At 57.6% G+C, this 25,455-nt stretch carries 28 protein-coding genes and 1 riboswitch; of the genes, 15 read left to right on the forward strand and 13 right to left on the reverse strand.

The window, feature by feature from the left end; genetic code table 11:
* Positions 1-13 precede the first annotated feature (13 nt).
* The 10 genes from cmk to miaB form a co-directional block, all read right to left on the reverse strand.
* Positions 14-631: a (d)CMP kinase gene (gene cmk, locus ACR3FC_RS05535; RefSeq protein ID WP_480473786.1), complete on the reverse strand. Its 618-nt coding sequence runs from the start codon at positions 629-631 to the stop codon at positions 14-16.
* Positions 628-1,974, reverse strand: coding sequence for a 3-phosphoshikimate 1-carboxyvinyltransferase (aroA, locus tag ACR3FC_RS05540; RefSeq protein WP_480473787.1), 1,347 nt, complete (start codon positions 1,972-1,974; stop codon positions 628-630). The genes cmk and aroA overlap by 4 nt, the downstream gene beginning before the upstream one ends.
* 68 nt (positions 1,975-2,042) lie before the next feature.
* Positions 2,043-2,753: a tRNA (guanosine(46)-N7)-methyltransferase TrmB gene (gene trmB / locus ACR3FC_RS05545; RefSeq protein WP_480473788.1), complete on the reverse strand. Its 711-nt coding sequence runs from the start codon at positions 2,751-2,753 to the stop codon at positions 2,043-2,045.
* Between the two features lie 95 nt (positions 2,754-2,848).
* Positions 2,849-4,030 (reverse strand): methionine adenosyltransferase, encoded by a 1,182-nt coding sequence (gene metK / locus ACR3FC_RS05550; RefSeq protein ID WP_480473789.1) that lies wholly within the window; start codon positions 4,028-4,030, stop codon positions 2,849-2,851.
* Positions 4,031-4,035: 5 nt separating this feature from the next.
* A riboswitch (SAM-SAH riboswitch) is annotated at positions 4,036-4,084 on the reverse strand.
* A gap of 30 nt (positions 4,085-4,114) precedes the next feature.
* Positions 4,115-5,629, reverse strand: a complete 1,515-nt coding sequence (lnt, locus tag ACR3FC_RS05555; protein WP_480473790.1) for an apolipoprotein N-acyltransferase — start codon at positions 5,627-5,629, stop codon at positions 4,115-4,117.
* A complete protein-coding gene (locus ACR3FC_RS05560; RefSeq protein ID WP_480476819.1) occupies positions 5,626-6,513 on the reverse strand; it encodes a hemolysin family protein in 888 nt (295 codons plus the stop codon). The genes lnt and ACR3FC_RS05560 overlap by 4 nt, the downstream gene beginning before the upstream one ends.
* A gap of 35 nt (positions 6,514-6,548) precedes the next feature.
* Positions 6,549-7,043: an rRNA maturation RNase YbeY gene (gene ybeY / locus ACR3FC_RS05565; protein WP_480473791.1), complete on the reverse strand. Its 495-nt coding sequence runs from the start codon at positions 7,041-7,043 to the stop codon at positions 6,549-6,551.
* Positions 7,044-7,079: 36 nt separating this feature from the next.
* The gene (locus ACR3FC_RS05570; RefSeq protein ID WP_209505382.1) at positions 7,080-8,102 is read right to left on the reverse strand and encodes a PhoH family protein; all 1,023 of its coding nucleotides are present in this window, start codon (positions 8,100-8,102) and stop codon (positions 7,080-7,082) included.
* 136 nt (positions 8,103-8,238) lie between these two features.
* Complete coding sequence (locus tag ACR3FC_RS05575; protein WP_480473793.1) at positions 8,239-9,138, reverse strand: outer membrane protein; 900 nt, start codon at positions 9,136-9,138, stop codon at positions 8,239-8,241.
* 37 nt (positions 9,139-9,175) lie between these two features.
* On the reverse strand, positions 9,176-10,495 hold the full coding sequence (gene miaB / locus ACR3FC_RS05580; RefSeq protein ID WP_480473794.1) for a tRNA (N6-isopentenyl adenosine(37)-C2)-methylthiotransferase MiaB: 1,320 nt from the start codon (positions 10,493-10,495) through the stop codon (positions 9,176-9,178).
* Positions 10,496-10,617: 122 nt separating this feature from the next.
* Here miaB and ACR3FC_RS05585 point away from each other — a divergent pair, with 122 nt between their 5' ends.
* Positions 10,618-11,481: a hypothetical protein gene (locus ACR3FC_RS05585; protein WP_480473795.1), complete on the forward strand. Its 864-nt coding sequence runs from the start codon at positions 10,618-10,620 to the stop codon at positions 11,479-11,481.
* A 6-nt stretch (positions 11,482-11,487) separates the two neighbouring features.
* On the opposite strand, the gene ACR3FC_RS05590 is transcribed toward ACR3FC_RS05585, so the two are convergent.
* Positions 11,488-12,285 (reverse strand): phytanoyl-CoA dioxygenase family protein, encoded by a 798-nt coding sequence (locus ACR3FC_RS05590; RefSeq protein WP_480473796.1) that lies wholly within the window; start codon positions 12,283-12,285, stop codon positions 11,488-11,490.
* 83 nt (positions 12,286-12,368) lie between these two features.
* Here ACR3FC_RS05590 and ACR3FC_RS05595 point away from each other — a divergent pair, with 83 nt between their 5' ends.
* Positions 12,369-13,292, forward strand: a complete 924-nt coding sequence (locus tag ACR3FC_RS05595) for a LysR family transcriptional regulator (protein WP_480473797.1) — start codon at positions 12,369-12,371, stop codon at positions 13,290-13,292.
* On the opposite strand, the gene irrA is transcribed toward ACR3FC_RS05595, so the two are convergent.
* Positions 13,270-13,686, reverse strand: coding sequence for an iron response transcriptional regulator IrrA (gene irrA / locus ACR3FC_RS05600; protein ID WP_267366106.1), 417 nt, complete (start codon positions 13,684-13,686; stop codon positions 13,270-13,272). The two genes, ACR3FC_RS05595 and irrA, sit on opposite strands and share 23 nt — an antisense overlap.
* Positions 13,687-13,874: 188 nt before the next feature.
* Between irrA and fabA the strand changes: the two genes are divergently transcribed.
* The 4 genes from fabA to ACR3FC_RS05620 are packed head-to-tail and all read left to right on the forward strand — an operon-like array spanning position 13,875 to position 16,680.
* Positions 13,875-14,384, forward strand: coding sequence for a bifunctional 3-hydroxydecanoyl-ACP dehydratase/trans-2-decenoyl-ACP isomerase (gene fabA / locus ACR3FC_RS05605; protein ID WP_209598228.1), 510 nt, complete (start codon positions 13,875-13,877; stop codon positions 14,382-14,384).
* Between the two features lie 31 nt (positions 14,385-14,415).
* Positions 14,416-15,645, forward strand: a complete 1,230-nt coding sequence (gene fabB / locus ACR3FC_RS05610; RefSeq protein ID WP_480473798.1) for a beta-ketoacyl-ACP synthase I — start codon at positions 14,416-14,418, stop codon at positions 15,643-15,645.
* Positions 15,646-15,650: 5 nt separating this feature from the next.
* Entirely contained in the window at positions 15,651-16,442 is a 792-nt protein-coding gene (locus tag ACR3FC_RS05615) for an enoyl-ACP reductase FabI (RefSeq protein WP_480473799.1), read from the forward strand.
* Between the two features lie 58 nt (positions 16,443-16,500).
* Entirely contained in the window at positions 16,501-16,680 is a 180-nt protein-coding gene (locus tag ACR3FC_RS05620; protein WP_480473800.1) for a hypothetical protein, read from the forward strand.
* A 33-nt stretch (positions 16,681-16,713) separates the two neighbouring features.
* On the opposite strand, the gene ACR3FC_RS05625 is transcribed toward ACR3FC_RS05620, so the two are convergent.
* A complete protein-coding gene (locus ACR3FC_RS05625) occupies positions 16,714-17,142 on the reverse strand; it encodes an FKBP-type peptidyl-prolyl cis-trans isomerase (protein WP_209505363.1) in 429 nt (142 codons plus the stop codon).
* A 125-nt stretch (positions 17,143-17,267) separates the two neighbouring features.
* On the opposite strand from ACR3FC_RS05625, the gene ACR3FC_RS05630 reads away from it, so the two are divergent.
* From ACR3FC_RS05630 to ACR3FC_RS05670, 9 genes are all read left to right on the forward strand, one after another.
* Positions 17,268-17,954, forward strand: coding sequence for a haloacid dehalogenase type II (locus tag ACR3FC_RS05630; RefSeq protein ID WP_480473801.1), 687 nt, complete (start codon positions 17,268-17,270; stop codon positions 17,952-17,954).
* Positions 17,954-18,784 carry an alpha/beta fold hydrolase gene (locus ACR3FC_RS05635; RefSeq protein ID WP_480473802.1) on the forward strand — a complete coding sequence of 277 codons (831 nt, stop codon included), beginning with the start codon at positions 17,954-17,956 and terminating at the stop codon, positions 18,782-18,784. The genes ACR3FC_RS05630 and ACR3FC_RS05635 overlap by 1 nt, the downstream gene beginning before the upstream one ends.
* On the forward strand, positions 18,781-19,755 hold the full coding sequence (locus tag ACR3FC_RS05640; RefSeq protein ID WP_480473803.1) for a threonine ammonia-lyase: 975 nt from the start codon (positions 18,781-18,783) through the stop codon (positions 19,753-19,755). Before ACR3FC_RS05635 ends, ACR3FC_RS05640 begins: the two co-directional genes overlap by 4 nt.
* 60 nt (positions 19,756-19,815) lie before the next feature.
* Positions 19,816-20,604: a 3-oxoadipate enol-lactonase gene (pcaD, locus tag ACR3FC_RS05645; RefSeq protein ID WP_480473804.1), complete on the forward strand. Its 789-nt coding sequence runs from the start codon at positions 19,816-19,818 to the stop codon at positions 20,602-20,604.
* Between the two features lie 12 nt (positions 20,605-20,616).
* A complete protein-coding gene (locus ACR3FC_RS05650) occupies positions 20,617-21,333 on the forward strand; it encodes an alpha/beta fold hydrolase (protein WP_480473805.1) in 717 nt (238 codons plus the stop codon).
* 86 nt (positions 21,334-21,419) lie between these two features.
* Positions 21,420-22,619 (forward strand): TCR/Tet family MFS transporter, encoded by a 1,200-nt coding sequence (locus tag ACR3FC_RS05655; protein ID WP_480473806.1) that lies wholly within the window; start codon positions 21,420-21,422, stop codon positions 22,617-22,619.
* Positions 22,620-22,701: 82 nt separating this feature from the next.
* The gene (locus ACR3FC_RS05660; protein WP_480473807.1) at positions 22,702-23,796 is read left to right on the forward strand and encodes a Zn-dependent alcohol dehydrogenase; all 1,095 of its coding nucleotides are present in this window, start codon (positions 22,702-22,704) and stop codon (positions 23,794-23,796) included.
* Positions 23,797-23,819: 23 nt separating this feature from the next.
* On the forward strand, positions 23,820-25,052 hold the full coding sequence (locus tag ACR3FC_RS05665) for a mandelate racemase/muconate lactonizing enzyme family protein (protein WP_480473808.1): 1,233 nt from the start codon (positions 23,820-23,822) through the stop codon (positions 25,050-25,052).
* A 111-nt stretch (positions 25,053-25,163) separates the two neighbouring features.
* Complete coding sequence (locus ACR3FC_RS05670; protein WP_480473809.1) at positions 25,164-25,451, forward strand: ArsR/SmtB family transcription factor; 288 nt, start codon at positions 25,164-25,166, stop codon at positions 25,449-25,451.
* Positions 25,452-25,455: the final 4 nt, after the last annotated feature.

A 25,455-nucleotide genomic window follows, 5' to 3' on the forward strand; every position in this document is an offset into this window, starting at 1 on the left:
ATTGCCCGCGGCGTTAACGCGTCGCGGGCAGTTTTGCGTTGATCACCTCAAGGGCTTTGGCCAACGCCGCCTCGATACTCAAATCAGTGGTGTCCAACCGCACGGCATCCTCAGCCGGTTTCATCGGAGCGGTACTGCGCTCAGCATCTCGCGCGTCCCGTTCTCTGACGTCCGCCAAAACCTGTTCACGGGTTACGTCAGCGCCTTTTGCACTTAGCTCCAGGAAGCGTCGCTCGGCGCGCACTTCAGCACTGGCTGTTACAAACAGCTTCACTTCGGCATCCGGACAAATCACCGTGCCGATATCACGACCGTCCAGAACGGCCCCACCTGCCCTGCGGGAAAATGTGCGCTGAAAATCGACCAAGGCTGCGCGAACCTCTGGAAGAACCGCCACTTTGGAAGCTGCCTGCGCAATCTCGGCGGTGCGCAGGTCGCCTTGTTCAAGTTCTTCCGCTGTCAGGGCCTGCGCGGCCTCAAGCGCGTCAACCCCTTCCAGAGTCCGCCTTCCGACAGCGCGATACAGCAAGCCCGTGTCCAGATGGGCAAAGCCGAAATGCGCCGCCACAGCCTTGGATATCGTGCCCTTGCCCGCGGCCGCTGGTCCGTCAATGGCAACCGTGAAACTCACGTGCGCTGTACCTTTGCGCCAAGCGACGCCATCAGTGGTTCAAAGATCGGGAAAGACGTTGCAATCGGGCCACCATCATCCACGCTTACGGGATTCTGCGCCCCCATACCCATCACCATGAACGACATGGCAATGCGGTGATCCAGAAAGCTTTCGCAGGTGCCGCCGCCCGGAACGTTGCCGATGCCCAGCCCTTCGACCGACCACCAGTCGTCACCTTCAGCGACTGTCACCCCGTTGGCGCGCAGGCCACGGGCCATGGCGTCAATCCGGTCGCTTTCCTTCACGCGCAGCTCTTTCACGCCGCCCATCATCGTTGTGCCTGTGGCATTTGCAGCCACCACAGACAGAACCGGGTATTCATCAATCATCGAGGCGGCACGCTCGGAAGGAACGTCGATGCCTTTCATGTTAGGCGAGTACTTGGCGCGCAAATCGGCAACCGGCTCGCCCCCTTCTTCGCGTTCGTTTTCATAGGTCAGATCAGCGCCCATCTCGCGCAAGGTTGTAAAAAGGCCCGCGCGTGTGGGGTTCAAACCGATCCCTGGCACCAAAACATCCGATCCAGGTGTGATCAATGCCGCGCAAACCGGAAAAGCCGCGCTGGACGGATCGCGCGGTACAGCGATGACCTGTGGCTTCAGCTCCGGGCGACCAGTCAGAGTGATAACACGGCCCTCGTCGGTATCCTCGACCGTGATTTCGGCACCAAATCCAGCCAGCATCCGTTCGGAATGGTCACGCGTAGCCTCTTTCTCGATCACAACGGTCTTTCCGGGGGCATTCAGACCCGCCAAAAGTACGGCGGATTTCACCTGCGCAGACGGCACAGGAACTTCGTATCGCACAGGGGTCGGATCCGCAGCGCCGACGATGGTCATCGGCAAGCGCCCGCCGGATCGCCCAACCGATTGTGCCCCAAACAGGGCCAGAGGGTCAGTCACCCGCGCCATGGGGCGTTTGTTCAGACTGACATCACCGGTAAAGGTCGCCGTGATCGGAGAGGTCGCCATCGCCCCCATGATCAGCCGCACACCGGTTCCCGAGTTGCCACAGTCGATCACCTGACCCGGTTCGGCGAAGCCACCGACACCCACGCCGTGCACTGTCCATTCCCCGTTTCCGTGCTCTGTGACCTCGGCGCCGAAGGCACGCATCGCCTTTGCGGTATCCAGTACGTCTTCGCCCTCCAGCAAACCCGAAATCCTGGTTTCACCCACGGCCATAGCACCAAGGATCAGCGACCGGTGCGAAATCGACTTGTCGCCGGGCACCTCGGCCGTGCCGGTCAGCGGGCCGCAGGGATGCGAGGTCATCGGGATGGGCGTGCCGTGTCCGGACATGAGGGCTCCTTTTGCGCTATCAGTGCTCAAGCCGATTAGCGAATTGACGCCCGTTGGTCCAGCGGCAATCAGCCTTTGCGTCGGAAGGTCAGGTAGTGAGGTGTCCGACCCTCGCGCAGCGCCTTCTGTTCGTATCGCGTGGAGATCCAGTCGCCCCACGGCTCGCGCCAGTCAGAAGGGCGTTCGGCCAGCCATTCAAACCCGGCGCGCGGAACCTCTTCCAAGGTCTGACGCACATAATCGGGAATGTCAGTTGCAACCCGGAAGATCGCCCCGGGTTTCAGCACTTTCGCCAGCGGTTCAAGATGTTCCTGGGTTACAAATCGACGGCGATGATGCCGCGTTTTGGGCCATGGGTCGGGATAGAGAAGGAACGCGCGCGAAATGCTGGCCTCTGGCAGCACGTCGAATAGATCGCGCACATCGCCGGGGTGCACGGCAAGGTTTTCAACACCTGCCTGACGGATTCTGCCCAGCAGCATGGCAACACCGTTGATGTATGGCTCGGCCCCGATGATGCCAATGTCAGGATTGTTTTGCGCCTGGTGCACCAGATGCTCACCACCGCCGAAGCCAATTTCCAACCAGACCGGCTTGCCGCCGAACAGATCGTTCAGGTCCAGCGGCTTGCGTTCGGGATTCGAGGCCCAGTCCACGGCGCCGGGTGACAAGGCGGCCAGATCTTCGTTCAGATAGGTCTTTTGACTGGGCTTCAGGGTCTTGCCCTTGAAGCGGCCATAAAAGTTTCTGCGCGGGCGTTGTGGGGTCTCTGTGCTCATGGCGGTGGCCATACTGCGCAGTGGAGTACGTTGCAAGGGCGTGCACCGCCCCAAAGAAAAGCGCGCCCCTGAAGGCGCGCTTTGGATTTTTCAGATCAAACTGCGGATTTCAGAGCGTCGACCAGATCAGTGCGTTCCCAGCTAAAACCGCCATCCGCATCCGGTTCGCGGCCAAAGTGACCGTAAGCCGCTGTACGCTGGTAGATCGGCTTGTTCAGCTGAAGGTGCTGACGAATGCCGCGGGGTGTCAGATCCATGACCTCACCAACTGCTTTTTCGATCGCCGCATCTGCAACCTGACCCGTGCCATGCGTGTCTGCATAGATCGAAAGCGGCTTCGATACGCCAATGGCATAGCTCAACTGAATGGTGCAGCGCTCGGCCATACCGGCGGCTACAACGTTTTTCGCCAGATAGCGCGCGGCATAGGCCGCCGAACGGTCAACCTTGGTCGGGTCTTTGCCCGAGAATGCGCCGCCACCATGCGGGGCTGCGCCACCATAGGTATCCACGATGATCTTACGACCGGTCAGACCAGCGTCGCCATCCGGCCCGCCAATAACGAATTTTCCGGTCGGGTTGACGTGCCATTCGGTATCAGCCGACAACCAGCCTTCGGGCAGAGTTTCACGGATATAAGGTTCAACGATGGCGCGGATGTCATCCGACGTCAGCGCCTCGTCCAGATGCTGCGTCGACAGAACGATCGAGCTGACGCCAACCGGTTTGCCGTCTTGATAAACGACCGACAATTGAGATTTCGCATCCGGCCCCAGTGCAGGCTCGGTGCCGTTCTTGCGCACTTCGGCCAGACGCCGCAGGATTGCATGCGAATACTGGATCGGTGCAGGCATAAGCGCAGGCGTCTCGGTTGTCGCGAAGCCGAACATGATGCCCTGGTCGCCAGCGCCTTCGTCCTTGTTGTCTGCGGCATCCACACCCTGCGCGATATGGGCGGATTGTTCGTGCAGAAGGTTTGTCACCTCGACGGTTTCGTGGTGGAATTTGTCCTGCTCATATCCGATATCTTTCACGCACTCGCGCGCGATCTCTTCGATGTGGCCCATGTAGTCGTGCAGTTTGTCCTTGTCCGACAGACCAACTTCGCCACCGATAACGATGCGGTTGGTCGTGGCAAAGGTTTCGCAGGCCACGCGCGCCTCAGGCTCTTCATTCAGAAATGCATCAAGGACAGCATCTGAGATACGGTCACAGACCTTATCCGGGTGCCCTTCGGAAACGGATTCCGAAGTAAAGGTATAGTTCTGTCGGGACATAAATGTGCTCCATTAAGGTTTCTCCGCCACGCCAGGAAGCCGTTGTGACAGACCACAGACGCATACGCTTGCCCAAAGTTGGGGTCAATCTCTAATTGCCCGGTTGCCGCGGGTACCAAACAGCGCCATCGCCAGAATAAACAGTAAGACAACAACTATCGGACTGTCTCCGATACGTGCATAAGCCGTGCGACGGTGTGGTTGCGGCAGCACGGCGTCCACATATCCAGCCTCACCCAGAGCCAACGACGCAGTCAAACGACCCAATGGGTCAATCATGGCCGATACACCGGTATTGGCCGAACGGATCATCGGCAAGCCCTGCTCAATTGCCCTCATCCGGGCTTGTACCAGGTGTTGAAACGGTCCCGACCGTGTTCCAAACCAGGCGTCATTTGTGATTTGCAGCAAGAAATCAGCCCGACCCGGCGCACCGTTCACATCTTGCGGGAAGACGGCTTCGTAGCAAATCAGTGGCAACGCCTTTCCCAGCTTGCCGAGGTCCAACAGGGCGGGGCCCGGCCCCGCGCTGAACCCGTGCCCGGTTGTGGCAGCCAGACCACTGACCCCGAAACGCCCCATCAGGTCACCCAAGGGGACGTATTCACCGAAAGGCGCCAAGTGGTGTTTGTCGTACAACCCTGCCTGACGCCCGGTTTCATCCAGATAGACCAGCGAGTTGAAGATTCTCGGGCCTTCTGCGCGCTGAATCCCCAATATCACCGGCACACCCTGCGCGGCATCCGCAACAGTTGACAGAAACGGTTGTGCGCTACCTAACCAAGCTGGAACTGCGGTCTCGGGCCAGACAATCAGGTCGGGTCTGGGAAAGGCTGCGGTATATTCAACCTGACGCGCGAAAAACAAAGGCGCATATGCCGGATCCCATTTTTGGTGCTGAGGGGCATTCGGCTGGACCACGCGAACCAGATGCGAACCGTCCTGAACGACGGGTCGCGCCAACCCGTAGGCAATCGCCATCGCTGCCATCACGCCGGTACAACCCAGGGTCCGCACCAAACCGTTCAAGGGTTTATCCTGCACCAATGCCGCGCCAATTGGGAATGTTGCGGCAAAGGTCAGCGCATTCAACCCATACGGCCCGACCAGAGACAGCATCTGCGCCACTGGCGTGTCCACCCAGATTTGCGCGACCCCAGCCCATGGAAAGCCGGTCAACACATATCCCCGCACCACTTCGGCCAGGGACAAAACTGCAACCAGTAATATGCCCTGACGAACGGGCGTGGCACCAATTCTGCGCGACAGGCCAAAGGCGGCAGCCCAGAACAAGGCCAGTCCGCCCGCTAAGAACACCAACGCAAACGGGGCCATCCAGGCATGGCGTTCAGCATCTACCTGAAACGGCTCAATGATCCAGCCAAGGGCATGGGCAAAATAGCCGGTCGCGAAGGCCCAGCCGACCCATGCCGCCCGGCCTCGGGTTTCGCTGGCAAGGAAGATCGGCACAATCAGGACCAGAGCCAAAACGGTTGCGCCCCAATACAGATGAGGTGCCTGACCAAACGCGCCTACACCGCCAAGGGCGGCAGCGACCAACAATCTCAATGATAATGGCCAGCCCCGTACTGGGGTCATGCAGCAACGTCCGGCAGCATGACGCGCAGCCGTTTGATACGGCGTGGATCGGCTTCGATCACTTCGAATTCCGGACCCTCTGGATGAATGACAACTTCACCCCGCGCCGGAACGCGGCCGGAGAGCATAAACACAAGCCCGCCCAGAGTATCGATTTCCTCTTCGTCGACGTCTTCATGACTGGTCAGAGACCGGCCAATCTCGGCCTCGAAATCTTCGAGCGGCACACGCGCCTGCACCACATAACATCCGGGCTTTTCCTGCACCCAAAGCTGGTCTTCATCCGCATCGTGCTCGTCAGCGATTTCGCCGACGACCTGCTCGATCAGGTCTTCGATCGTGAGCAGTCCATCAACGCCGCCATATTCATCAATCACCAATGCCATGTGACGCCGCTCGGTTTGCATCTTGGTCAACAAGACGCCGATTGGCATGGATGGCGGCACGAACAATAGCGTCCGCAGCATCGAGGTCAGATCAAACTCTTTGCCGCCACCGTTGAAACCGTGGGTCAGGGCAAAATCCTTGAGATGAACAAAACCAAGCGGTGTATCCAAGGTTCCCTCATAGACAGGAATCCTTGACATACCACTGCTCCGGAAAACATCCGCCAGTTCATCTTTTGTGATCGTTGAAGGTACCGAAACGATTTCAGCGGTAGGGATGGCAACATCCTCAACGCGCATCCGGCGCAGGTTTATCATCCCGCGTGGCTGCGCCACAGCCGCGTTTTGTCCGTTCACCGTCTGGTCCGGTTGAGTATCATCGCTCGAAAACACTTCGAGGATTCGAGAAAACAGACCGGTTTTCTCTTCCGTTTCAGTACTGCTGTCCTGAGGTTGCGCGCTTTGCGCCGCCCTAGAACTGCCTTCTATATCGCCCATTACCTTGTTCCAACTGATCGGGTCTTGAACCCACATTATACCTTATATGGGTCATCAATACCCAATTTGCCAAGTATCTTGACCTCAATCCCTTCCATCAAGGTGGCATCGGGGTCACGAATGTGATCATAACCCAGCAAATGCAACGTTCCGTGAACAAGCAAATGGGTCACATGGTCACTCATTGCCTTGTTGGCCTCGGCCGCCTCGCGGGCACAGGTGTCATAGGAAATCGCAATATCGCCCAGAACAATCTCGCCGGTAAAATCCGGCTCTGGCAGGCGTGGTGATTGCCCTGGCTCATCCGGAGCTAGGTCTTCCGCAGGCCAGCTCAGCACATTGGTGGGCGTCGGTTTACCGCGAAATTCTGCGTTCAGTTCTGAAATCCGCGCATCGTTGCATCCCAATATACTGACTTCGCACTGCTCCGGGGCCAATCCGCAATGGGTCAGAACGGCGTTAATCGCCTTTTGTGACAAGACCTCAAGATCTTGCCACCTTTCGTCTTCGAAAATGAGTTCCAGGGTCATCTTACCGCGTAACAGCCTCGTTAGCGGGCTATGTGTTCACGTGGTTTCACGGCCCGCATCGGCCTCATACGCCTCGATGATCGCAGCGACAAGCGGGTGACGCACCACGTCTTTCGAGGTGAAGTAGTTGAAGCTGATATTCGGGATTGTTTTTAACAACCTCTCAGCATCCGCCAAGCCCGATTGAACGCCACGCGGCAAATCGACCTGTGACCGGTCGCCAGTTATGACCATGCGGCTTCCTTCGCCCAGACGGGTCAGGAACATCTTCATCTGCATCGTGGTGGCGTTTTGCGCTTCATCCAGAACCACAAATGCGTTGGCCAGCGTACGACCGCGCATAAAGGCCAGCGGAGCGATTTCGATTCGTTTCTCTTCGATCAGCTTGGCCAACTGTTTTCCGGGCAGAAAATCGTTCAGCGCGTCATAAAGCGGCTGCATGTAAGGGTCGACCTTGTCCTTCATGTCGCCTGGCAGATAGCCCAGTTTCTCGCCCGCCTCGACCGCCGGACGGCTCAGGATGATTCGATCTACATGCCCGCCGATGAACATCGAAACCCCGACCGCCACCGCCAGATAGGTCTTACCCGTCCCCGCTGGACCAATCCCAAAGGCCAGCTCATTGTTGAACAGTGACTGGACATAGGCTTTCTGGGCGTCGGTGCGCGGCTCAACCAGCTTCTTGCGGGTCTTGATCTCGACAGAACCGCCCTTGAACATCTCAAGCTGATCGCCATCGCGGCTTCCGGTTCCCTGCTCCGAAACACCCATCCGCAACTCGCGATCGACGTCTGCGGCCTCAACCTCGCGCCCACCTTCAAGCCGTGTATACAGCGATTGAAGTACCTCAACCGCCTGTTTCTGAGCATCTTCATCGCCCATCACAACAAGCTGATTGCCGCGGCGCACAATCTGGACCGAAAGCTTTGTTTCGATCTCGGCCAGATTGCGGTCATATTCACCGCACAGGTCAATCAGCAATCGGTTGTCGGGAAATTCTACGAACGCCTCGTGTTGGGGCATTTCATCTTGCGGTGGGGTCAGGGCACCGATGGCCAATCCGCTCTCCTGTCTTGGCTGTTCAACCCGAGCGTAGACAACAAATCTTGGTAGGCGCAAGCCACAGTTTCAAAAATAAATGCTGAGATGTCATAACAGCCGATTTAATGGTGATCGGTTGCCGATTGGATGTACATCAGAAGGTGTAATTCAGCCCGATTCTCAAGCCGCTGTATTTTGGTGTGGACTTTGTGGAAAAACCAGAACTGAACTGGACGTCCTTTGATTGGAACTGGACATATTCATATTCGCCTGTGATCGACCAATTGCCCGACAACTTATGCTCGGCCCCTATGCTTGCCGAATAGCCGTTCCGCCGATCTGACACCGAGAAATTCTGAACCGAAGTGGCCGATGCAATACTGTTGGTTGTTTCCACATCGCCCCACAGATATCCGACACTGAAGAAATACAGAATTCGTCCGCTGCGGTTTGTCAGACCATTGCGAAATCGGACTGCCAGAACATCCGATATCTCTGTTCCGCCTTGCACATTGACGCCGCCGATCCGCCTGCTGACAGTGTCGTCCAGGGATCCGAATTCATACCCGACTTCAAAGCCATAGACGTAGTCGCGCCCACCTGCAGCTGGTAAGACACCACGCCAGCCGCCCCGGAGCCCCCCGTATGTTCCGGATAAATCCTGATCACCGATATCAAACTGTCCGCCGGGTGTTGTCAGGCCAAACCGATCGTCTCCGCCAGACCCATAACCGCCGGTAAGTCCCAGGTAAAAAGCGCGGACATCGCTGCTGAATCTTTTCGGGCTGACCACTTCCGGATCGCTTATGTCACCTTTCAAGTCACCGGCTATGGATGCGCCGGCAATCAGTGTAACAGCGGCAGTTAGCGTCAGTGTTTTCAACCTGCTCAGGCTCCCAAAGCTCTTGATAATCGACACTCGTACCTCCCTCATCCCGTTTTCCGGGACCGGCATATCGCCGATTTGTAGACGCAGATCCTTACGCCCAAAAAACCATGGCTCCTCTCGGAGCATAGTTCCAAGCAATAAATCAAGGGTAAATTTTGGAAACAAACACCAACTATGGTGTCCGGGAGGTGTTTACACCGACCTACAACAACTCACCGGCCAGAGAATTCGCCCCGGACTCAGTGATCCGGACTTCTCTCAAGTCACCCGTGGCGATCTCTGGTCCTTTTACGTGCACCGAATGCAAATATTCGGACTTTCCAACCATCTGTTCGGGCAGGCGACCCGGTTTTTCGAATAGAACGCGGACAGTGCGTCCGACCATACCGTCCTGAATCTCTCGCTGATGGCGCGTGATCAAGGCCTGAAGCCGCTGCAACCGTTCATCTGCCGCAGCCGGATCAACCTGCAACCGTTCAGCTGCCGGGGTTCCCGGACGTGTGGAGTATTTGAAGGAATAGGCATAGCCGTATTTGACCTCTTCGACCAAATCCATCGTGGCCTGAAAATCATCTTCGGTCTCTTCTGGGAAACCAACAATGAAGTCCCCCGACATCACGATATCTGAACGCGCCGCACGAATGCGTTCGACCAGCCGCAGATAGCTTTCTGCCGTATGGCTACGGTTCATCCGCTTGAGGATACGGTCCGAACCCGACTGAACCGGCAGGTGCAGATAAGGCATCAGCTTGTCACAGGTGCCATGTGCCTCGATCAGGTCGTCGGCCATGTCGTTTGGGTGCGAGGTCGTAAAGCGGATGCGTTCCAGCCCGTCGACCTTGTTCAGTTCCCAGATCAAGCCGGCAAGCGTCATGTCACCATTCGCCCCGGCACCGTGATAGGCGTTGACGTTTTGGCCCAGCAACGTGATCTCGCGCACGCCGCGTTCGACCAGATCATGGGCTTCGCGAATGATGCGATCGGCTGGGCGGCTGACTTCAGCACCGCGTGTATAAGGAACCACGCAGAAGGCGCAGAATTTATCGCAGCCCTCCTGAACAGTCAAAAACGCCGTCGGTCCGCGCTTGGCCTTGGGGCGGTTTTTCAATTTTTCGAACTTATCCTCTTCGGGGAAATCCGTGTCCAACGCCTTTTCGCCCGCTCGGGTCTTTGCCTCCATCTCGGGCAGGCGGTGATAGCTTTGCGGTCCGACCACCAGATCAACCAGCGGCTGGCGGCGCATGATCTCTTCGCCTTCCGCCTGAGCAACACAGCCCGCCACGCCGATTTTCAGATCAGGCTTCTCGGCCTTCAGACCCTTGAAGCGCCCCAGTTCGGAATACACTTTTTCTGCCGCTTTCTCGCGGATGTGGCACGTGTTCAGCAGGATCATATCCGCATCTTCGGGGGTCTGGGTTTCAACGTAGCCCTGCCCGCCCAGCGCCTCGGACATGCGTTCACTGTCATAGACATTCATCTGACAGCCATAGGTCTTGATAAACAGCTTCTTCGGTTCGGACATGAGACGGGCCTTTGCATTCGCTGGACCGGCGTCGTCTATATGCTTCGAACGCCGCTTGCAATGCGGGCGCAATTACCCGAATTTGGCGGAACTTTCCAGCAAGACAAAACTGAAAACAGCCGATGCAATACGATTCCCTCGACCATTTCCTGAAAGCCGGGCAGCCCGCAATGGCGCAAGGCCCCGTTGCGATGGTCTTTGCCGAGGACGAGGTCGAGTTGGAAAGCACTCTGCATCACCATCTGAAGCTAGGGTTCAAATCCGTTATCGCCTTCATGCCTCAGGAGTTCCGACTAGAGCCCGCGTTGACCGACCGAGTGCATCGGGTCACCTTGAAATGCGTTCCCCGAACGGTGGTTTTCGATACCCTGAACAGAATAATTCAGGCCGCACCCGGCATCTGGATGTATTACTGCTATAACGCCGAATACCTGTTCTTTCCGTTTTGCGAAACGCGCAGCATTGGCGAAATGCTGGCCTTTCACAGCGAAGAACGCCGCAATGCGATGCTGAGCTACGTCATCGACCTTTATGCCGAGGACCTGACCGCTTTTCCCAACGGTGTCGCCCCCGAACAGGCTTTGTTCGACAAAACGGGTTACTATGCCCAATCACGCCACGACCCTGATGGCCAACCACTGGACCGTCAGGTGGACCTGTCAGGTGGCTTGCGCTGGCGGTTCGAGGATCACATTCCCTATGAACGCCGTCGCATCGACCGCATCGCCCTGTTCAAGGCGCAAAAGGGCCTGATCCTGAAATCCGACCACACGTTCAATGAGCCGGAATACAATACCTATTCCTGCCCATGGCATCACAACGTGACCGCGGCTATTTGTTCCTTCCGCGCCGCGAAGGCGCTCAAAACAAATGCCGGGTCGACTTTTGACATTCCAAGTTTTAGCTGGCGCAACTCCGTGCCTTTTGAATGGCACTCGCGGCAGCTGCTGGATCTGGGCCTGATCGAATCAGGCCAATGGTTCTGAAGCGCCTCAGCGCTGAAACAGGACCGGAAACCAGTCTTCTCGCAGACGCTGCCCCGGCGTCATGTCATGGCCGGGAAACGGTGGAGAGGTTCTGCCTGGACGCTCTACATACCTTGCGTCATCGCCGACCAGCCGCAGAGAAAAGGCGCGGCGACGGCTGTCCGAGTGGTTTCCTCGCGCACCGTGAAGGGTGCGATAATTGAAGGCAACGGCGTCACCGGGGTCCATTTCGAATTCGACGACCTTCATGCCCTCGGCATCCGGGTCCGGCACGGGGATGTACTGGCCTTCATCCGGGAAAAAACCTTCCTCAGAAACCCAGCGGGTTGGCAGCACCTCTTTCTCCCACCGGTGAGAGCCCGCGACACAGCGCAACGTCGCCTGCCTGACCGGATCCAGCGGAGACCAGAAGCTGATGGTTTGCTGACCCTCAACGAAGTAATATGGGCCATCCTGATGCCAGGGCGTGGCCATGGATGTCCCGGGCTCTTTTACCAATACGTGGTCGTGAAACACCTGAACACTTTTCGACTGCATCAGGTCCGCTGCGACCTCGGCCGCGGGCGAGTTTTCGATCACCTCGCGGAACTGCGGGATGCGGGTCCAGTTGCAATAATCGTCAAAGAACAGACCCGTTTGACCCTCTTTCTTGTTTTCTGATGCATACGGGCCAGGCTCTGCCATATTCGCGGCAATGCCGTCGCGCAGTTGATCCACATATTCTGCAAACAGCCCTTTGATCAGAACGACGCCATCATCCTGATACGTTGTGATCATCTCTTGAGTTACAAGCGGGTGAGGCATCCGGGTCTCCATTCGTTTTCCAATCTTTTGCGTTGAAGGAGTGTTCTGTTCAAATCATATCTTTCGAAGTTATAATTAACTTTATGTTATACATTTCACTGCGTCAGTACGAATATGTTTGCGCGGTCGGGCGCCACGGCAGCCTGTCCGCAGCCGCACAATACCTGAATGTATCGCAACCGGCCCTGTCCACAGCCCTGACGCGTGTCGAAGCACATTTGGGACACCCGCTGTTTATCCGCCGCCGAGGCTCGGCCATGGCGCTGACGCCTCAGGGGCGAAAATTCATCGATCAGGCCGAGACCCTTCTGAAAGACGCAGCCCAAATCGAGTCATCAGAAACTCCATCGCCGGGCACGACACGTCTAAGACTGGGGTGTTTTACGGACCTCGCCCCATTCCTGCTGGCACCCGCCCTGCACCATTTGCGCAATGCTTTTCCAAACATCGCTATCACTTACTTTGCCGCCTCCTTCGAAGGGCTGCTGAACAGATTGATTGATGGCCAGATCGATATTGCCATCACTTACGAGCTGACAATGGATGCGGGGTTCACACGAGCAAAACTGTTCGACAGTCGGCCAAAGGCCCTTATCCCCCCAGATCATCTATTGGCGACAGCGGGCACGGTCTCACTGGCTGACTTGGCTGCTCACCCGTTGATCCTGTCAACAGAAGGCTGGTCGGCACAACACATCCTCAGTCTCTTTCGGCGCAACGGTCTGCACCCGACTGTCGCACATAGGGCAGCATCGATCGAGATTCAGCGCAGTCTTGCCGCCCATGGCGAAGGGATCGGGATCAGCTATACCAGCCCGCTCAACGCGGTCAGTTATGACAACAGACGTCTTGTCAGTGTTCCGATCAGCAATCAGGACGCAACTGAATCCGTTGTTCTTGCGCGCCACGGAACAGGGCCCGCTGACGCGACCATTGATCAGGTTGAACGTTTGTTGTTGGCGAGTTTGAACGGCGGTGTTGGCGCTACTTTTTGCGCAGGCGAATGACAACGTCAACCGAGGCAATCTCGACCCCTTCGGGCGCTTCGGGCAGGCGCTGGATCACCAATTGGTCCGATGGCGCATCACTCAGGCGTGCCTCGTCTTCCCAATAAAAATGAGGGTGATCATGCGTGTTCGTGTCGAAATAGCTTTTTGACCCGTCCACAGTGATTTCCTGCAGAACGCCGGCGTCGCAAAACGCGCGCAGGGTATTGTAAACCGTCGCCAGTGATACAGCGTCACCATTCGCCTTGGCCGATTCAAACAGGCTCTCGGCGGTAACGTGACGATGGCGGCCATCGCCCACTAAAAGCTCGGCCAACGCCACACGCTGACGCGTCGGACGCAGGCCAGCGTTCACCAGCCAACCCGTAGCTATATCGCCGCTCTGCGGTGTCATTGATCCAATACCCATAGTGACTTCCATTATATATAGGAGCGCATGGTTGGCAATTTCAAATGAAATTCATTCGCAAAGAACGCGGTATACACAACATGATGTGGCCGCTGCTCTTGCAGGACCTTGCAAACGGGTGCTAGACGAGGCCAGATATTACGAACGGACCCACGGCAGGAGAGGCGGCAAGAATGGCCCAGTTCCCGAGCAGTTTTGACAAAGACGATCTGCTGAAATGCGCCCGCGGCGAATTATTTGGCCCCGGCAATGCACAATTGCCCGCCCCGCCAATGCTGATGATGGACCGGATCACCGACATCTCGGATGATGGTGGCCTGCACGGCAAAGGCCATGTGCTGGCCGAGTTCGATATCACCCCTGACCTTTGGTTCTTTGACTGCCATTTTCCAGGCAACCCAATTATGCCGGGTTGCCTGGGCCTTGATGGTCTATGGCAGCTGACCGGTTTCAACCTGGGTTGGCGTGGATGGCAAGGGCGCGGCATGGCCGTTGGCGTGGGCGAAGTGAAACTGACCGGTATGGTTCGTCCGGACCGCAAGATGCTAACGTATAAAATCGATTTCAAAAAAGCGATTCAGACACGTCGCCTGACCATGGGTGTGGCAGATGGAATCGTCGAAGCCGATGGCGAGATGATCTATGATGTCAAAGATATGAAGGTCGTTCTGTCCGAGGCCTGAGCCTGACCGACCCGAAACAAGGAGTGCGCACATGCGTCGAGTAGTCGTCACCGGTCTGGGGGTAGTGTCTTCGATCGGGAATAATGCCCAAGAGGTTCTGGCCTCGCTCAAAGCAGGTAAATCCGGGATCGAAGCCAGCGAACAGATGGCGGAACATGGGTTTCGCAGTCAGATCGCGGGAACGCTCAAGATTGACGTGGCTGAACACGTGGACAAACGCACCCTGCGCTTCATGGGTCCGGGCGCGGCTTACGCTCATATCGCCATGTCTCAAGCCATTGCAGATTCCGGTCTGACCGAGGACCAGGTAGTCAACCCGCGCACAGGTTTGGTGGCCGGGTCCGGCGGCCCGTCGACAAGCGCGATGCTGACCGCTCATCAGACGGTTCTGAGCACCGGTGCAACCAAGCGGATAGGGCCGTTCGCCGTGCCAAAATGTATGTGCTCGACAATCTCGGCAAACCTGGCGACCGCGTTCAAGATCAAGGGTATCAACTATTCGATCACCTCGGCCTGCTCGACCTCGCTGCATTGCATCGGCAACGCGGCCGAACAGATCATGCTGGGCAAACAGGACGTCATGTTTGCTGGCGGCGGCGAAGAACTGGACTGGACGCTTTCGTGTCTGTTCGATGCGATGGGCGCGATGTCGTCGAAATACAATGACACGCCCGAGAAAGCCTCGCGCGCGTTTGACGAAAACCGTGATGGGTTTGTGATTTCCGGTGGCGGCGGCATCCTCGTTCTGGAAGAGTTGGAGCACGCTCTGGCCCGCGGTGCAAAGATATATGCCGAAGTCACCGGCTATGCTGCCACCTCGGATGGCCACGATATGGTGGCCCCTTCAGGTGAAGGCGGCGAGCGCGCGATGCGGCTGGCGCTGGAAACACTGCCCGAAGGTCGCAAGGTCGGCTATATTAATGCACATGGGACCTCGACCCCCGTCGGTGACGTTGGCGAAGTAGAGGCTGTGCGCCGCATCTTCGGTGAAAGCAATGTGCCACCGATCTCCTCGACCAAATCAATGACTGGCCACGCGCAAGGCGCGGCAGGAGCGCTTGAGGCGATCTTCTGCCTACTCATGCTGGACAATGATTTCATTACGCCGTCGATCAATGTCGACACACTCGCCCAAGGCATCTTGCCCGGTGAAATTGCAACTGAAGTGGTTGAAAACGCAGGACTGGACAGTGTCATGACCAACAGCTTCGGCTTTGGCGGCACTAACGGGTCCATGATTCTGTCTAAGTATAACGGGTGAAAGTGATGTCGGATCTTCTCAAAGGTAAACGCGGCCTGATCATGGGCGTGGCCAATGACCGCTCAATCGCGTGGGGCATTGCCAAGGCCATGCACGAGGCAGGCGCAGAACTGGCCTTCACCTATCAGGGCGAAGCGTTCGGCAAGCGGTTGGAACCTCTCGCTCAAAGCTTGGGCAGTGATTTCATGGTGGATGCCGATGTGACCGACGACGAGTCACTGGATCGCGCCTTTGGTGAGCTGGCTCAGCGTTGGCCCACCATCGACTTTGTTGTTCATGCCATTGCGTATTCGGATAAGTCCGAGCTGACAGGCCGGTTTCTGAATACCACGCGGGCGAACTTCAAACACTCGATGGACGTGTCGGCCTATTCTTTCATCGAGGTGGCGCGCCGCGCCTATCCGATGATGAAGGACAAAGGGGGTTCGCTGCTGACGCTGACCTATCAGGGATCAAACCGGGTTGTACCGAACTACAACGTCATGGGTGTTGCCAAGGCTGCGCTGGAATCGGCGACCCGTTATCTGGCCAATGACCTTGGCCCGGATGGTATCCGCGTGAACGCAATCTCACCTGGGCCGATGAAAACCCTTGCCGGTGCGGCCATTGGCGGAGCGCGCAGGACATACAAGTTCTGTGATCAGAATGCGCCGATGCGTTCGAATGCCACACTGGAAGCTGTTGGCGGGACCGCAGTTTACCTGACATCTGATGCGGGTGCCTGCACGTCTGGTGAAATCATCCGCGTTGACGGTGGTTTCCACGTTCTGGGCATGCCACAACCCGATTTCATGTGACCATATCTTTCCCTGCCGCCGCCAAGATTTCACCATCTTTGGGCGGCAGGACTTCGATATGAGCAAGCTAGATCAAATCATTGCAAACAACGCACGGTCAGTGCAAAGCCGGAAGAAATCCGGTTTCCTCAGCCAGCGGGCCAGAGTGCTGCTGCTCGCGCTGACTTCATTGCTGCTGGTGTTTGTCTTTTTCACCCAGCCACAGGTACGTGCAGCTGTTGAATCTTTGATCGGCTGAAGTCCGTGCAGGAGTTCCAACCCGAACTAAGTCTCAATTGATCGAGACGACTTCAATCTCAAACACCAGATCCTGTCCGGCCAACGGATGATTCCCATCCAGGGTTACAGTCGCTTCGTTGGCGTCCACAACTGTCACTGGTACGGCCTGACCGTCCGGTGTCTGCATCTGCAGTTGAGTGCCCGGATCCAGCGGAATATCCTCGGGAATACCCTCACGGGGGATTTCCTGACGCATCGCAGGATTGATCGGGCCGTAGGCGTCGGTACAGGCAATCTCGACCCGTTTCTTGTCACCTGCGGACAAACCGGGCATGGCACTGTCCAGACCGGGAATAATCTGACCCGATCCAACCACGAACTCCAACGGATCGCGCCCATCCGAGCTGTCAAAGACTTTGCCATCCAGCAATGTCCCTGTGTAATGGATGCGAACCGTGTCGCCTTGCTTGATTTCGGTCATAGTGGCCTCCGGCCGTTTTAGGGGTTAAGCGGCCAACCCTAGAGATTGACACAAAGTTGTAAACCCTTGGCCCTTTCCCCCCATTCCGTGTTGTGCCAACCTGCGCGCAATCAAAGGAGGGTCATATGGCAGTCACGACCTGCGTGTTCGACGCCTACGGAACACTGTTTGATGTTGCGGCCGCCGCCCGGCAGGCGGCAAGCGAACCTGGATTCGAAGCACTGAAAGACAAATGGCCCGAGGTCGCGGGACATTGGCGCCTGAAGCAATTGCAATACACGTGGCTGCGTGCAGTGGCTGATGCGCATGCGGACTTCTGGGATGTCACGCAGGACGGGCTGGACTGGGCGCTGGAAGCTGCAGGCCTGCAGGGCAACCCTGAACTGCGTCAACGCTTGCTGGATCTTTATTGGGAGTTGCAGGCCTATCCCGAAGTTCCTGCCATGTTGAAAACCCTCAAGGATGGCGGGATGCAGACTGCCATCCTGTCCAACGGATCACCGCCCATGCTGGACGGTGCTGTTCAGTCCGCCGGGATCGGCGATGTGCTGGATGACGTGCTGTCGGTCGAAAGCGTTGGGGTCTTCAAGCCCCATTCCCGTGTCTATGATCTGGTTCAGAACAGGTTTGACTGCGCCCGCGACGAAGTCTTGTTCGTCAGTTCAAACGGCTGGGATGCCGCGGGGGCCAGCGGTTATGGTTTTGTCACCGTCTGGGTCAATCGGATCGGGGAACCAATGGACCGGCTGCCGTGGACGCCAGCGCATGTTCTGTCTGATTTGACCACCATTCCCAAGCTGGCTGGTCTTTGATGTCAGACTTTACGACTTCGGACGGCAAGCGCATCTATTTCGAAGACCATGGATCGGGCACGCCGCTTTTGTGTCTGGCCGGATTGACCAGAAACAGCCGGGATTTTTCGTATTTCGCACCACATGCCACTGAACTGCGCATGATTGCGATGGATTACAGGGGGCGCGGCCGCTCGGACTACGACCCCGATTTCATGAACTACAACATCTTTCGTGAATCCCATGACGCGATTGAACTGCTGGATTTTCTGGGCATCGAAAAAGCGGTCATTCTGGGCACCTCGCGGGGCGGGCTGATTGCCATGGCACTGGCAGCAAGCCACCCCGAACGCTTGGCCGGTTTGATTCTGAACGATGTGGGGCCCGTCATCGAGACGTCAGGCATCGCCAAGATCATGGCCTATGTGGGCGCACAACCCACCGCGAAAACCCATGACGAAGCTGCTGCCGCCCTGAAACATGTGATGGAGCCGCAATTCCCCGGAGTTCCCCTGGAGATCTGGCGCAAACAGGCCGAAATTCAATATAAACAACAAGGGGACAGGCTGGCGCTGCGCTATGATCCGGCCCTGCGCAAGGCGCTTCTGGAACAGGCCGCGAGCGGTGCTATACCCGACTATTGGTTGTTTTTTGAAGCGCTGCGCAACATTCCATGCGGAGCGATCAGGGGCGCAAACTCGGACGTTCTGAGCGCAGAAACACTGGCTGAGATGCACCGGCGGCATCCCGGTCTGATCTCGGCCGAAGTACCGGATCGTGGGCATGTTCCGTTCTTGAATGAGCCTCAATCTCTGGATGTCATCAAAAAGGTATTGAAGAACGCTGCATGAGCACAATTGAAATGATCGAAGCCGCGGCCATACGGCTTAATGGACATGTCCGCGAGACACCAATTCTGTCGTCGCCATTTCTTGACGCGATTGCCGGGCGCCGGATTTGGGTCAAGCCGGAATGCCTGCAACATACGGGCAGTTTCAAGTTTCGGGGAGCTTGGTCTGCCATATCCGCGCTGGACGAAGACACACGCCCGCGCGGCGTGATTGCATATTCTTCGGGCAATCACGCACAAGGCGTTGCGATGGCGGCGGCGAAACACGGTATTGCTTCGGTCATTGTCATGCCGTCGGACGCGCCACACCTGAAAATCGAAAACACCCGCGCGCTTGGAGGTGATGTCGTTCTTTACGACCGTGCAAACGAAAGCCGTGAAGAGATCGGGGAGACCATCGCCGCCGAACGCGGGCTGACTCTGATCCGGCCATATGACGAACCTCAGGTGATTGCCGGGCAAGGTACTACCGGCTTGGAAATCGCCAGACAGGCCGCGGAACTTGGGTTATCTCAGGCGGATGTTCTGGTCTGTTGCGGCGGTGGCGGCCTCACCTCTGGCATTGCACTGGCATTGGAAAAACACGCCCCCGACCTAAGGGCACGCCCGTGCGAACCGGAAGGGTTCGATGACGTCAAACGATCACTGGCGACGGGACGGATTCAGAACAACAACGCGGCATCAGGCAATATTTGCGATGCCATCCTGACACCGCAACCCGGCGACATCACCTTTCCCATCCTAAACCGTCTTTGCGGGCCCGGTATTTCGGTGACCGAAGAAGAGGCCCTGCGGGCTATGGCACTTGCTTTCCTGCGCCTCAAGATCGTGCTGGAGCCCGGCGGCGCAGTTGCATTGGCCTCGGCCCTGTTCCGGGGCGACGAGATTGAGGGCGACGACGTGATCGTGGTCACATCGGGTGGTAACGTCGATCCGGATGTTTTTGCCAGGGCGTTGGAATTCCTGACCTGACAGGCATCCCAAACCTGTGCAAGTTGCACCTGGAAAGCCGGGGCTGCAAGGACCTGAGTCATGATGATCGCTGATCTGGGCGACGTGAAACTGAATTACCGTGTCGATGGTGCGGCGGACGGCGCGCCACTGGTTTTTGCCAACTCATTGGGAACAAACCTGCACATATGGGACGCAGTGTTACCGCACCTGCCCAAAGGGTTGCGTATCATCCGGTATGACAAACGCGGGCATGGGCAATCCTCGGTTCCACCGGCGCCTTATTCTATGGGTGCCCTGATCCGCGATGCCGAGTCGCTGCTGGATCACCTGAAGGTTCGCGACTGCGTTTTTGTCGGCCTGTCCATTGGCGGGATGATTGCACAGGGGCTGGCCGTCAAACGTATGGATCAGATACGTGCGCAGGTTCTGTCGAACACCGCTGCCAAAATCGCCACACCCGCAGTCTGGCAGGATCGGATCGACGCTGTGCGTCGCGGCGGGATTGAAGCGGTGGCAGACGCCACGATGGAACGCTGGTTTTCCCGTGATTTCCGCGCAGCGCAAAACCACCTGCCATGGCGCGACATGATGATCAGCCAACCGCTTGACGGATATCTGGGCTGTTGCGCTGCCGTCGCCGGGACCGACTTCTATACACCCACAAGCGGCCTGCGCCTTCCCACGCTTGGCATCGCCGGAAGCGAGGACGGCTCGACCCCGCCCGATCTGGTGCGCGAAACTGTCGACCTGATCCCCGGATCGCGGTTCGAACTGATCCGCAGAGCTGGCCATTTGCCCTGCGTCGAGAAACCCGCAGAATACGCAGCAATCCTGACCCGGTTTCTGACCGATATCGGGCATATCTGAAGGAGAACAGCGATGGCGTCTTTCCTGTTGGTCCACGGCTCCTGCCACGGAGCCTGGTGCTGGCGCGACCTGATCCCCGCGCTGGAAGCTCTGGGACATTCGGCCCGGGCCATCGACTTGCCCAGCCATGGTGCAGATCCAACGCCGGTGTCCGAGGTGACGCTGGAAAATTGCCGCGATGCCGTTCTGAACGCCTGCACGCCCGATACGATTGTCGTGGGTCACTCGTGGGGCGGGTATCCGATCAGCGCCGCCGCCGAAGCTCGACCGGACGCCATGCGCGCCCTGATCTTTCTGTGCGCCTACGTGCCTCACGATGGCCTTTCGCTGGCAGAAATGCGCAGACGCGGCCCGCAGCAGACAATTGCCCACGCGATTGACAAATCGTCTGACGGGCTGTCTTACACCGTGTCGGTAGATGCCATCCCAAAGCTGTTCTACCACGATTGCCCGGACGATATCCTGCCTTACGCCTATGCGCGCCTGTGCCCACAGGCCATTCGCCCCCAGGAAACACCACTGCCGGTCGGCACGAATTTCAACGAAGTGCCCAAGGCCTATATCCGCACCACAGATGACCGAACGATCCCCGCGGAATATCAGGCGGACATGTGCGCGTTTATCCCGAAGGACCTGCGGCTAACCATCGACAGTTCGCATTCTCCGTTTTTCTCGCATCCACAGGAACTGGCCGGATTGCTGAGCGAATTGGCAAGCAAATTTGAGTGATGCAGCAGGTTGGACGTGAAACTCTGTCTTTCCACATTCAGTGACTGTGCCTAGGGTGCCACGAACAGATCACCCGCCCGAGTTCCATGCGCCTGCCATCACTCTTCATCCTCAGCATCGTCATGATCGACGCAATGGGCATTGGTCTGGTTATGCCGATCATGCCGCAACTGATTGTTGATGTGCAGGGCAGTTCGCTTGCCAATGCAGCGATCTGGGGCGGAGTGCTGAGTACCGCTTTTGCGGCGATGCAATTTATCTTTGGTCCAATCCTTGGAAACCTGTCCGACGCCTATGGCCGCAGAACTGTGCTGCTGCTGTCGCTGTTCGTCATGGCGCTTGATTATATGGTTATGGCAGTGGCGGGCAGTATCTGGCTGTTGCTGGCCGGTCGTATTGTCGGCGGTATTACCGCAGCCACGCATTCCACCGCCGCCGCGTTCATGGCGGATATTTCCGATCCCAAGGACAAGGCCGCAAACTTTGGCCTGTTGGGGGCGGCCTTTGGCGTCGGATTTGTGCTCGGACCAGTGATCGGCGGGTTGCTCAGCGAATATGGAACCCGTGCCCCGTTTTGGGCTGCGGCAGGTCTGGTGGCACTGATCTTTGCCATCGGCTGCTTCGTGATGCCTGAAACCGTGACCGACAAGACCCGGCGCGCCTTCAACCTGCGCCGCGCCAACCCGGTGAATTCGCTGCGCGCCATTGCTGCACTGCCCGGTATCCGACCTATGCTGTGGGTCTACTTTCTGTATTCGGTCTCAATCTACGTCTACCCCGCTATCTGGTCCTTTTTCACCACCGAGCGGTTCGGATGGTCCCCTCAGATGATCGGCCTGTCACTGGGCGTCTATGGGATCGGCATGGCCGTTGTGCAGGGCGGTCTGATCCGCCCCGCAATCCGATTGTGCGGAGAACGGGGTGCCATCATCTACGGGATGGGTTTTGAAATTCTTAGTTTCGCAATTCTGGCCTTTCTGACCAACGGGTTCATTGCGCTTTTGTTCATCCCAATCACCGCAATCGGGGCAATAGCCACACCGGCACTTCAGGCAATGATGTCCAAAGCGACACCAGATTCGCAGCAAGGAGAGTTGCAGGGCGTCCTCGCCGCGCTCAACGCGCTTTCGATGGTAATCTCGCCCCTGGTCATGACCAGCGTATTTGCGCAGTTCATTCGCCCCGACACACCGCTGTACCTGCCGGGTGCTCCTTTCCTGCTGGCACTGGCGCTGATGCTGGCCGGGTTCGTTTTGTTTCGCCGGTCCCCGCCTGTCGTGGCTTAACAACGACACTCACATGGCGGTTTCCGCCTTGCGATCAACGCTTTCCCACGCCACCGTGGGGCCAACGGGAATGAGGGAAAACATGCAAACAATCAAAGCCGCAGTCTGCCGGGCATTCGGCGAACCCCTGGTTATCGAAGAGGTTCAACTGGCGCCCCCCGGCACGGGCGAAGTCGAAGTGACGCTGGATGCAGTGGCCATATGCCATTCAGACATATCCTATGCCGAGGGTGCCTGGGGAGGGTTCCTGCCCGCCGTTTACGGACACGAAGCCGCAGGTGTGATCTCCGCAGTCGGAGAGGCCGCTGGGGACTTCAGGATTGGCGAGCCTGTGGTTGTGACGCTGATCCGCGCGTGCGGGTCCTGCCCCAGCTGTGCCGGAGGGCACCCGACAAATTGCGAAACACCGTACGACACCGTCAAAGGCCCGCTAAAAACGGCTGACGGTAGTCCTCTGGAACAGGCCATGGCCTGCGGCGCGTTTGCCGAAAAAGTTGTGGTGAGCCATCGGCAGATCGTCAGGATACCCGAAAGCCTGCCCAAAGACCTGGCCAGCCTTCTGTCTTGCGGGGTGATCACCGGGGTCGGCGCTGCTGTAAACGCCGCCAATTTGCGTCCGGGTCAGGATGTCGTTGTCATCGGTGCGGGTGGTGTTGGCCTGAACGCCATTCAGGGCGCACGGATCGCAGGAGCACGACGGATCGTGGCCGTCGACATGACTGAAGAAAAGCTGGAAATCGCGAAGGAGTTCGGCGCGACCCATGGCGTGCTGGCCAGCCTGAAAGAACCCTGGAAGGCAGCGTTCAAAGCCCTTGGCGGACGCGGTGCCGATGCGGTTCTGATTACGGTCGGTGCAATCGCCGCCTATGATCAGGCCCCGCGTTATCTTGGCCGCGGCGGTAAGGCCATCATGATCGGAATGCCGCATTCGGGCGGCATGGCCAGCTATGAACCGGTTGTTCTGGCAGCCCTCGGCCAGGGTGTTGTCGGCTCAAAAATGGGTGATGTGGTTATTCAGCGGGACATCCCCTGGATGATCGACCTCTACGAGCAGGGTCGGTTGAAACTGGACGAGCTGATCTCGGGCCGCTGGTCGCTGGATCAGATCAACGAGGCCATTGCCGATACCAAAACCGGATCTGCCAAGCGCAACGTGATCCTGTTCGACAGAACCTGATCTCCCGGCTCGGAGGAACTGAGATGAAACTGCAGGATCTCGACATCATCGTCACCGCCCCACCCGCTCCGGGTTGGGGGGGGCGATACTGGATATTGGTCAAACTGACGACAGACACCGGCATAACCGGTTGGGGCGAATGCTATGCCTCGTCCGTCGGACCTGAGGCGATGCGCCACGTCATCCGGGATGTGTTCGAACGGCACATGCTGGGCGAGAACCCCGAAAACATCGAGCTTATGTTCCGCCGTGCCTATTCCAGCGGCTTCACGCAGCGCCCCGACCTGACGGTGATGGGCGCATTCTCGGGGTTGGAGATCGCCTGTTGGGATATTCTGGGCAAGGATCACGACCGCCCGGTTTACGCCCTGTTGGGCGGCAAGGTGAACGAGCGAATTCGCTCCTACACTTACCTCTACCCTTTGCCGCATCACAATCTGACCGACTTCTGGACCTCTCCCGAACAAGCGGGTGAAACAGCCGCTGAAATGGTGCGACGCGGCTATACCGCTGTAAAATTCGACCCGGCGGGCCCTTATACAATCCGTGGCGGCCACATGCCCGCGTTGAGTGACATTTCCATGTCCGTCGCCTTTTGTAAGGCAATTCGCGAAGCGGTAGGGGACAAGGCCGACCTGCTGTTTGGCACACACGGTCAGTTCAACACGGCTGGTGCCATTAGGCTGGGACAGGCGCTGGAACCATATCAGCCCCTATGGTTCGAAGAACCCACGCCACCTGATATGATCGAAGACATGGCCCGTGTCGCCCGCAACGTCCGTATCCCCATCGCCACCGGAGAGCGCATGACAACGAAGGCCGAGTTTGGAGCCGTTCTGCGCGCCGGGGCTGCGGAAATCCTACAACCGGCGCTGGGGCGAGCCGGAGGAATCTGGGAGATGAAGAAAGTCGCCGCTATAGCAGAGATATTCAATGCTCAGATGGCGCCACATCTTTATGCAGGACCGGTCGAATGGGCCGCCAATATCCACCTGGCCGCGTCGATCCCGAACCTGCTGCTGCTGGAAACCATTGAAACCCCGTTCCACAACCAGCTGATCAAAGGTTCCATTCAGATAGAGGACGGCTTCGTGATCGCTCCGACAGCGCCGGGACTTGGGATCGATGTCGACGAAGACCTGGCCCGCGCGCACCCGTATGAAGGTCGCGGCTTGCACTTGCAGATGCAGGAAGAGCCCTGCGATTACGTTAATGGCAATGCTTTTCAGGGCGGTGCCCCTGCAACCGAGGGGTGACAACGCAGACGGGTTTGAGGCATATTGACCCAAGATTAACGGCACAACGGTCAAAACGTGACACTCCTAGAAACCGAACCTCAGGCACACACCTCGGACACACCATCAGAAATGAAAGAAAATGCAGCCCGCGCGGCTGCATTTCTCAAGACACTGGCGCATGAAGGGCGCCTGATGATCCTGTGCCACCTTGGGAATGGCGAGAAATCGGTAGGCCAGCTTGAGGATTTGCTGCAATTACGACAAGCCGCCGTCAGCCAAATGTTGGCCCGTCTGCGGGAGGAAGGATTTGTCACCACCCGAAGAGATGGCAAAACGATCTATTATTCGCTAAGCGATGGAAATGCAGCGCAGATGATCGGTCTGCTGTACGAGCTGTTTTGCGAGCCTGCCAGCTGATCAC

This window comes from Ruegeria sp. AF3 (assembly GCF_056536285.1).

What these genes read in the sequence shown, in the direction of transcription:
- aroA (WP_480473787.1), bottom strand. Translation starts at nt 1,974, where the DNA reads ATGTCCGGACACGGCACGCCCATCCCGATGACCTCGCATCCCTGCGGC.
- trmB (WP_480473788.1), bottom strand. Translation starts at nt 2,753, where the DNA reads ATGAGCACAGAGACCCCACAACGCCCGCGCAGAAACTTTTATGGCCGC.
- metK (WP_480473789.1), bottom strand. Translation starts at nt 4,030, where the DNA reads ATGTCCCGACAGAACTATACCTTTACTTCGGAATCCGTTTCCGAAGGG.
- lnt (WP_480473790.1), bottom strand. Translation starts at nt 5,629, where the DNA reads ATGACCCCAGTACGGGGCTGGCCATTATCATTGAGATTGTTGGTCGCT.
- ACR3FC_RS05560 (WP_480476819.1), bottom strand. Translation starts at nt 6,513, where the DNA reads ATGGGCGATATAGAAGGCAGTTCTAGGGCGGCGCAAAGCGCGCAACCT.
- ybeY (WP_480473791.1), bottom strand. Translation starts at nt 7,043, where the DNA reads ATGACCCTGGAACTCATTTTCGAAGACGAAAGGTGGCAAGATCTTGAG.
- miaB (WP_480473794.1), bottom strand. Translation starts at nt 10,495, where the DNA reads ATGTCCGAACCGAAGAAGCTGTTTATCAAGACCTATGGCTGTCAGATG.
- ACR3FC_RS05585 (WP_480473795.1), top strand. Translation starts at nt 10,618, where the DNA reads ATGCAATACGATTCCCTCGACCATTTCCTGAAAGCCGGGCAGCCCGCA.
- ACR3FC_RS05590 (WP_480473796.1), bottom strand. Translation starts at nt 12,285, where the DNA reads ATGCCTCACCCGCTTGTAACTCAAGAGATGATCACAACGTATCAGGAT.
- ACR3FC_RS05595 (WP_480473797.1), top strand. Translation starts at nt 12,369, where the DNA reads ATGTTATACATTTCACTGCGTCAGTACGAATATGTTTGCGCGGTCGGG.
- irrA (WP_267366106.1), bottom strand. Translation starts at nt 13,686, where the DNA reads ATGACACCGCAGAGCGGCGATATAGCTACGGGTTGGCTGGTGAACGCT.
- fabA (WP_209598228.1), top strand. Translation starts at nt 13,875, where the DNA reads ATGGCCCAGTTCCCGAGCAGTTTTGACAAAGACGATCTGCTGAAATGC.
- fabB (WP_480473798.1), top strand. Translation starts at nt 14,416, where the DNA reads ATGCGTCGAGTAGTCGTCACCGGTCTGGGGGTAGTGTCTTCGATCGGG.
- ACR3FC_RS05615 (WP_480473799.1), top strand. Translation starts at nt 15,651, where the DNA reads ATGTCGGATCTTCTCAAAGGTAAACGCGGCCTGATCATGGGCGTGGCC.
- ACR3FC_RS05620 (WP_480473800.1), top strand. Translation starts at nt 16,501, where the DNA reads ATGAGCAAGCTAGATCAAATCATTGCAAACAACGCACGGTCAGTGCAA.
- ACR3FC_RS05625 (WP_209505363.1), bottom strand. Translation starts at nt 17,142, where the DNA reads ATGACCGAAATCAAGCAAGGCGACACGGTTCGCATCCATTACACAGGG.
- ACR3FC_RS05630 (WP_480473801.1), top strand. Translation starts at nt 17,268, where the DNA reads ATGGCAGTCACGACCTGCGTGTTCGACGCCTACGGAACACTGTTTGAT.
- ACR3FC_RS05635 (WP_480473802.1), top strand. Translation starts at nt 17,954, where the DNA reads ATGTCAGACTTTACGACTTCGGACGGCAAGCGCATCTATTTCGAAGAC.
- ACR3FC_RS05640 (WP_480473803.1), top strand. Translation starts at nt 18,781, where the DNA reads ATGAGCACAATTGAAATGATCGAAGCCGCGGCCATACGGCTTAATGGA.
- pcaD (WP_480473804.1), top strand. Translation starts at nt 19,816, where the DNA reads ATGATGATCGCTGATCTGGGCGACGTGAAACTGAATTACCGTGTCGAT.
- ACR3FC_RS05650 (WP_480473805.1), top strand. Translation starts at nt 20,617, where the DNA reads ATGGCGTCTTTCCTGTTGGTCCACGGCTCCTGCCACGGAGCCTGGTGC.
- ACR3FC_RS05655 (WP_480473806.1), top strand. Translation starts at nt 21,420, where the DNA reads ATGCGCCTGCCATCACTCTTCATCCTCAGCATCGTCATGATCGACGCA.
- ACR3FC_RS05660 (WP_480473807.1), top strand. Translation starts at nt 22,702, where the DNA reads ATGCAAACAATCAAAGCCGCAGTCTGCCGGGCATTCGGCGAACCCCTG.
- ACR3FC_RS05665 (WP_480473808.1), top strand. Translation starts at nt 23,820, where the DNA reads ATGAAACTGCAGGATCTCGACATCATCGTCACCGCCCCACCCGCTCCG.
- ACR3FC_RS05670 (WP_480473809.1), top strand. Translation starts at nt 25,164, where the DNA reads ATGAAAGAAAATGCAGCCCGCGCGGCTGCATTTCTCAAGACACTGGCG.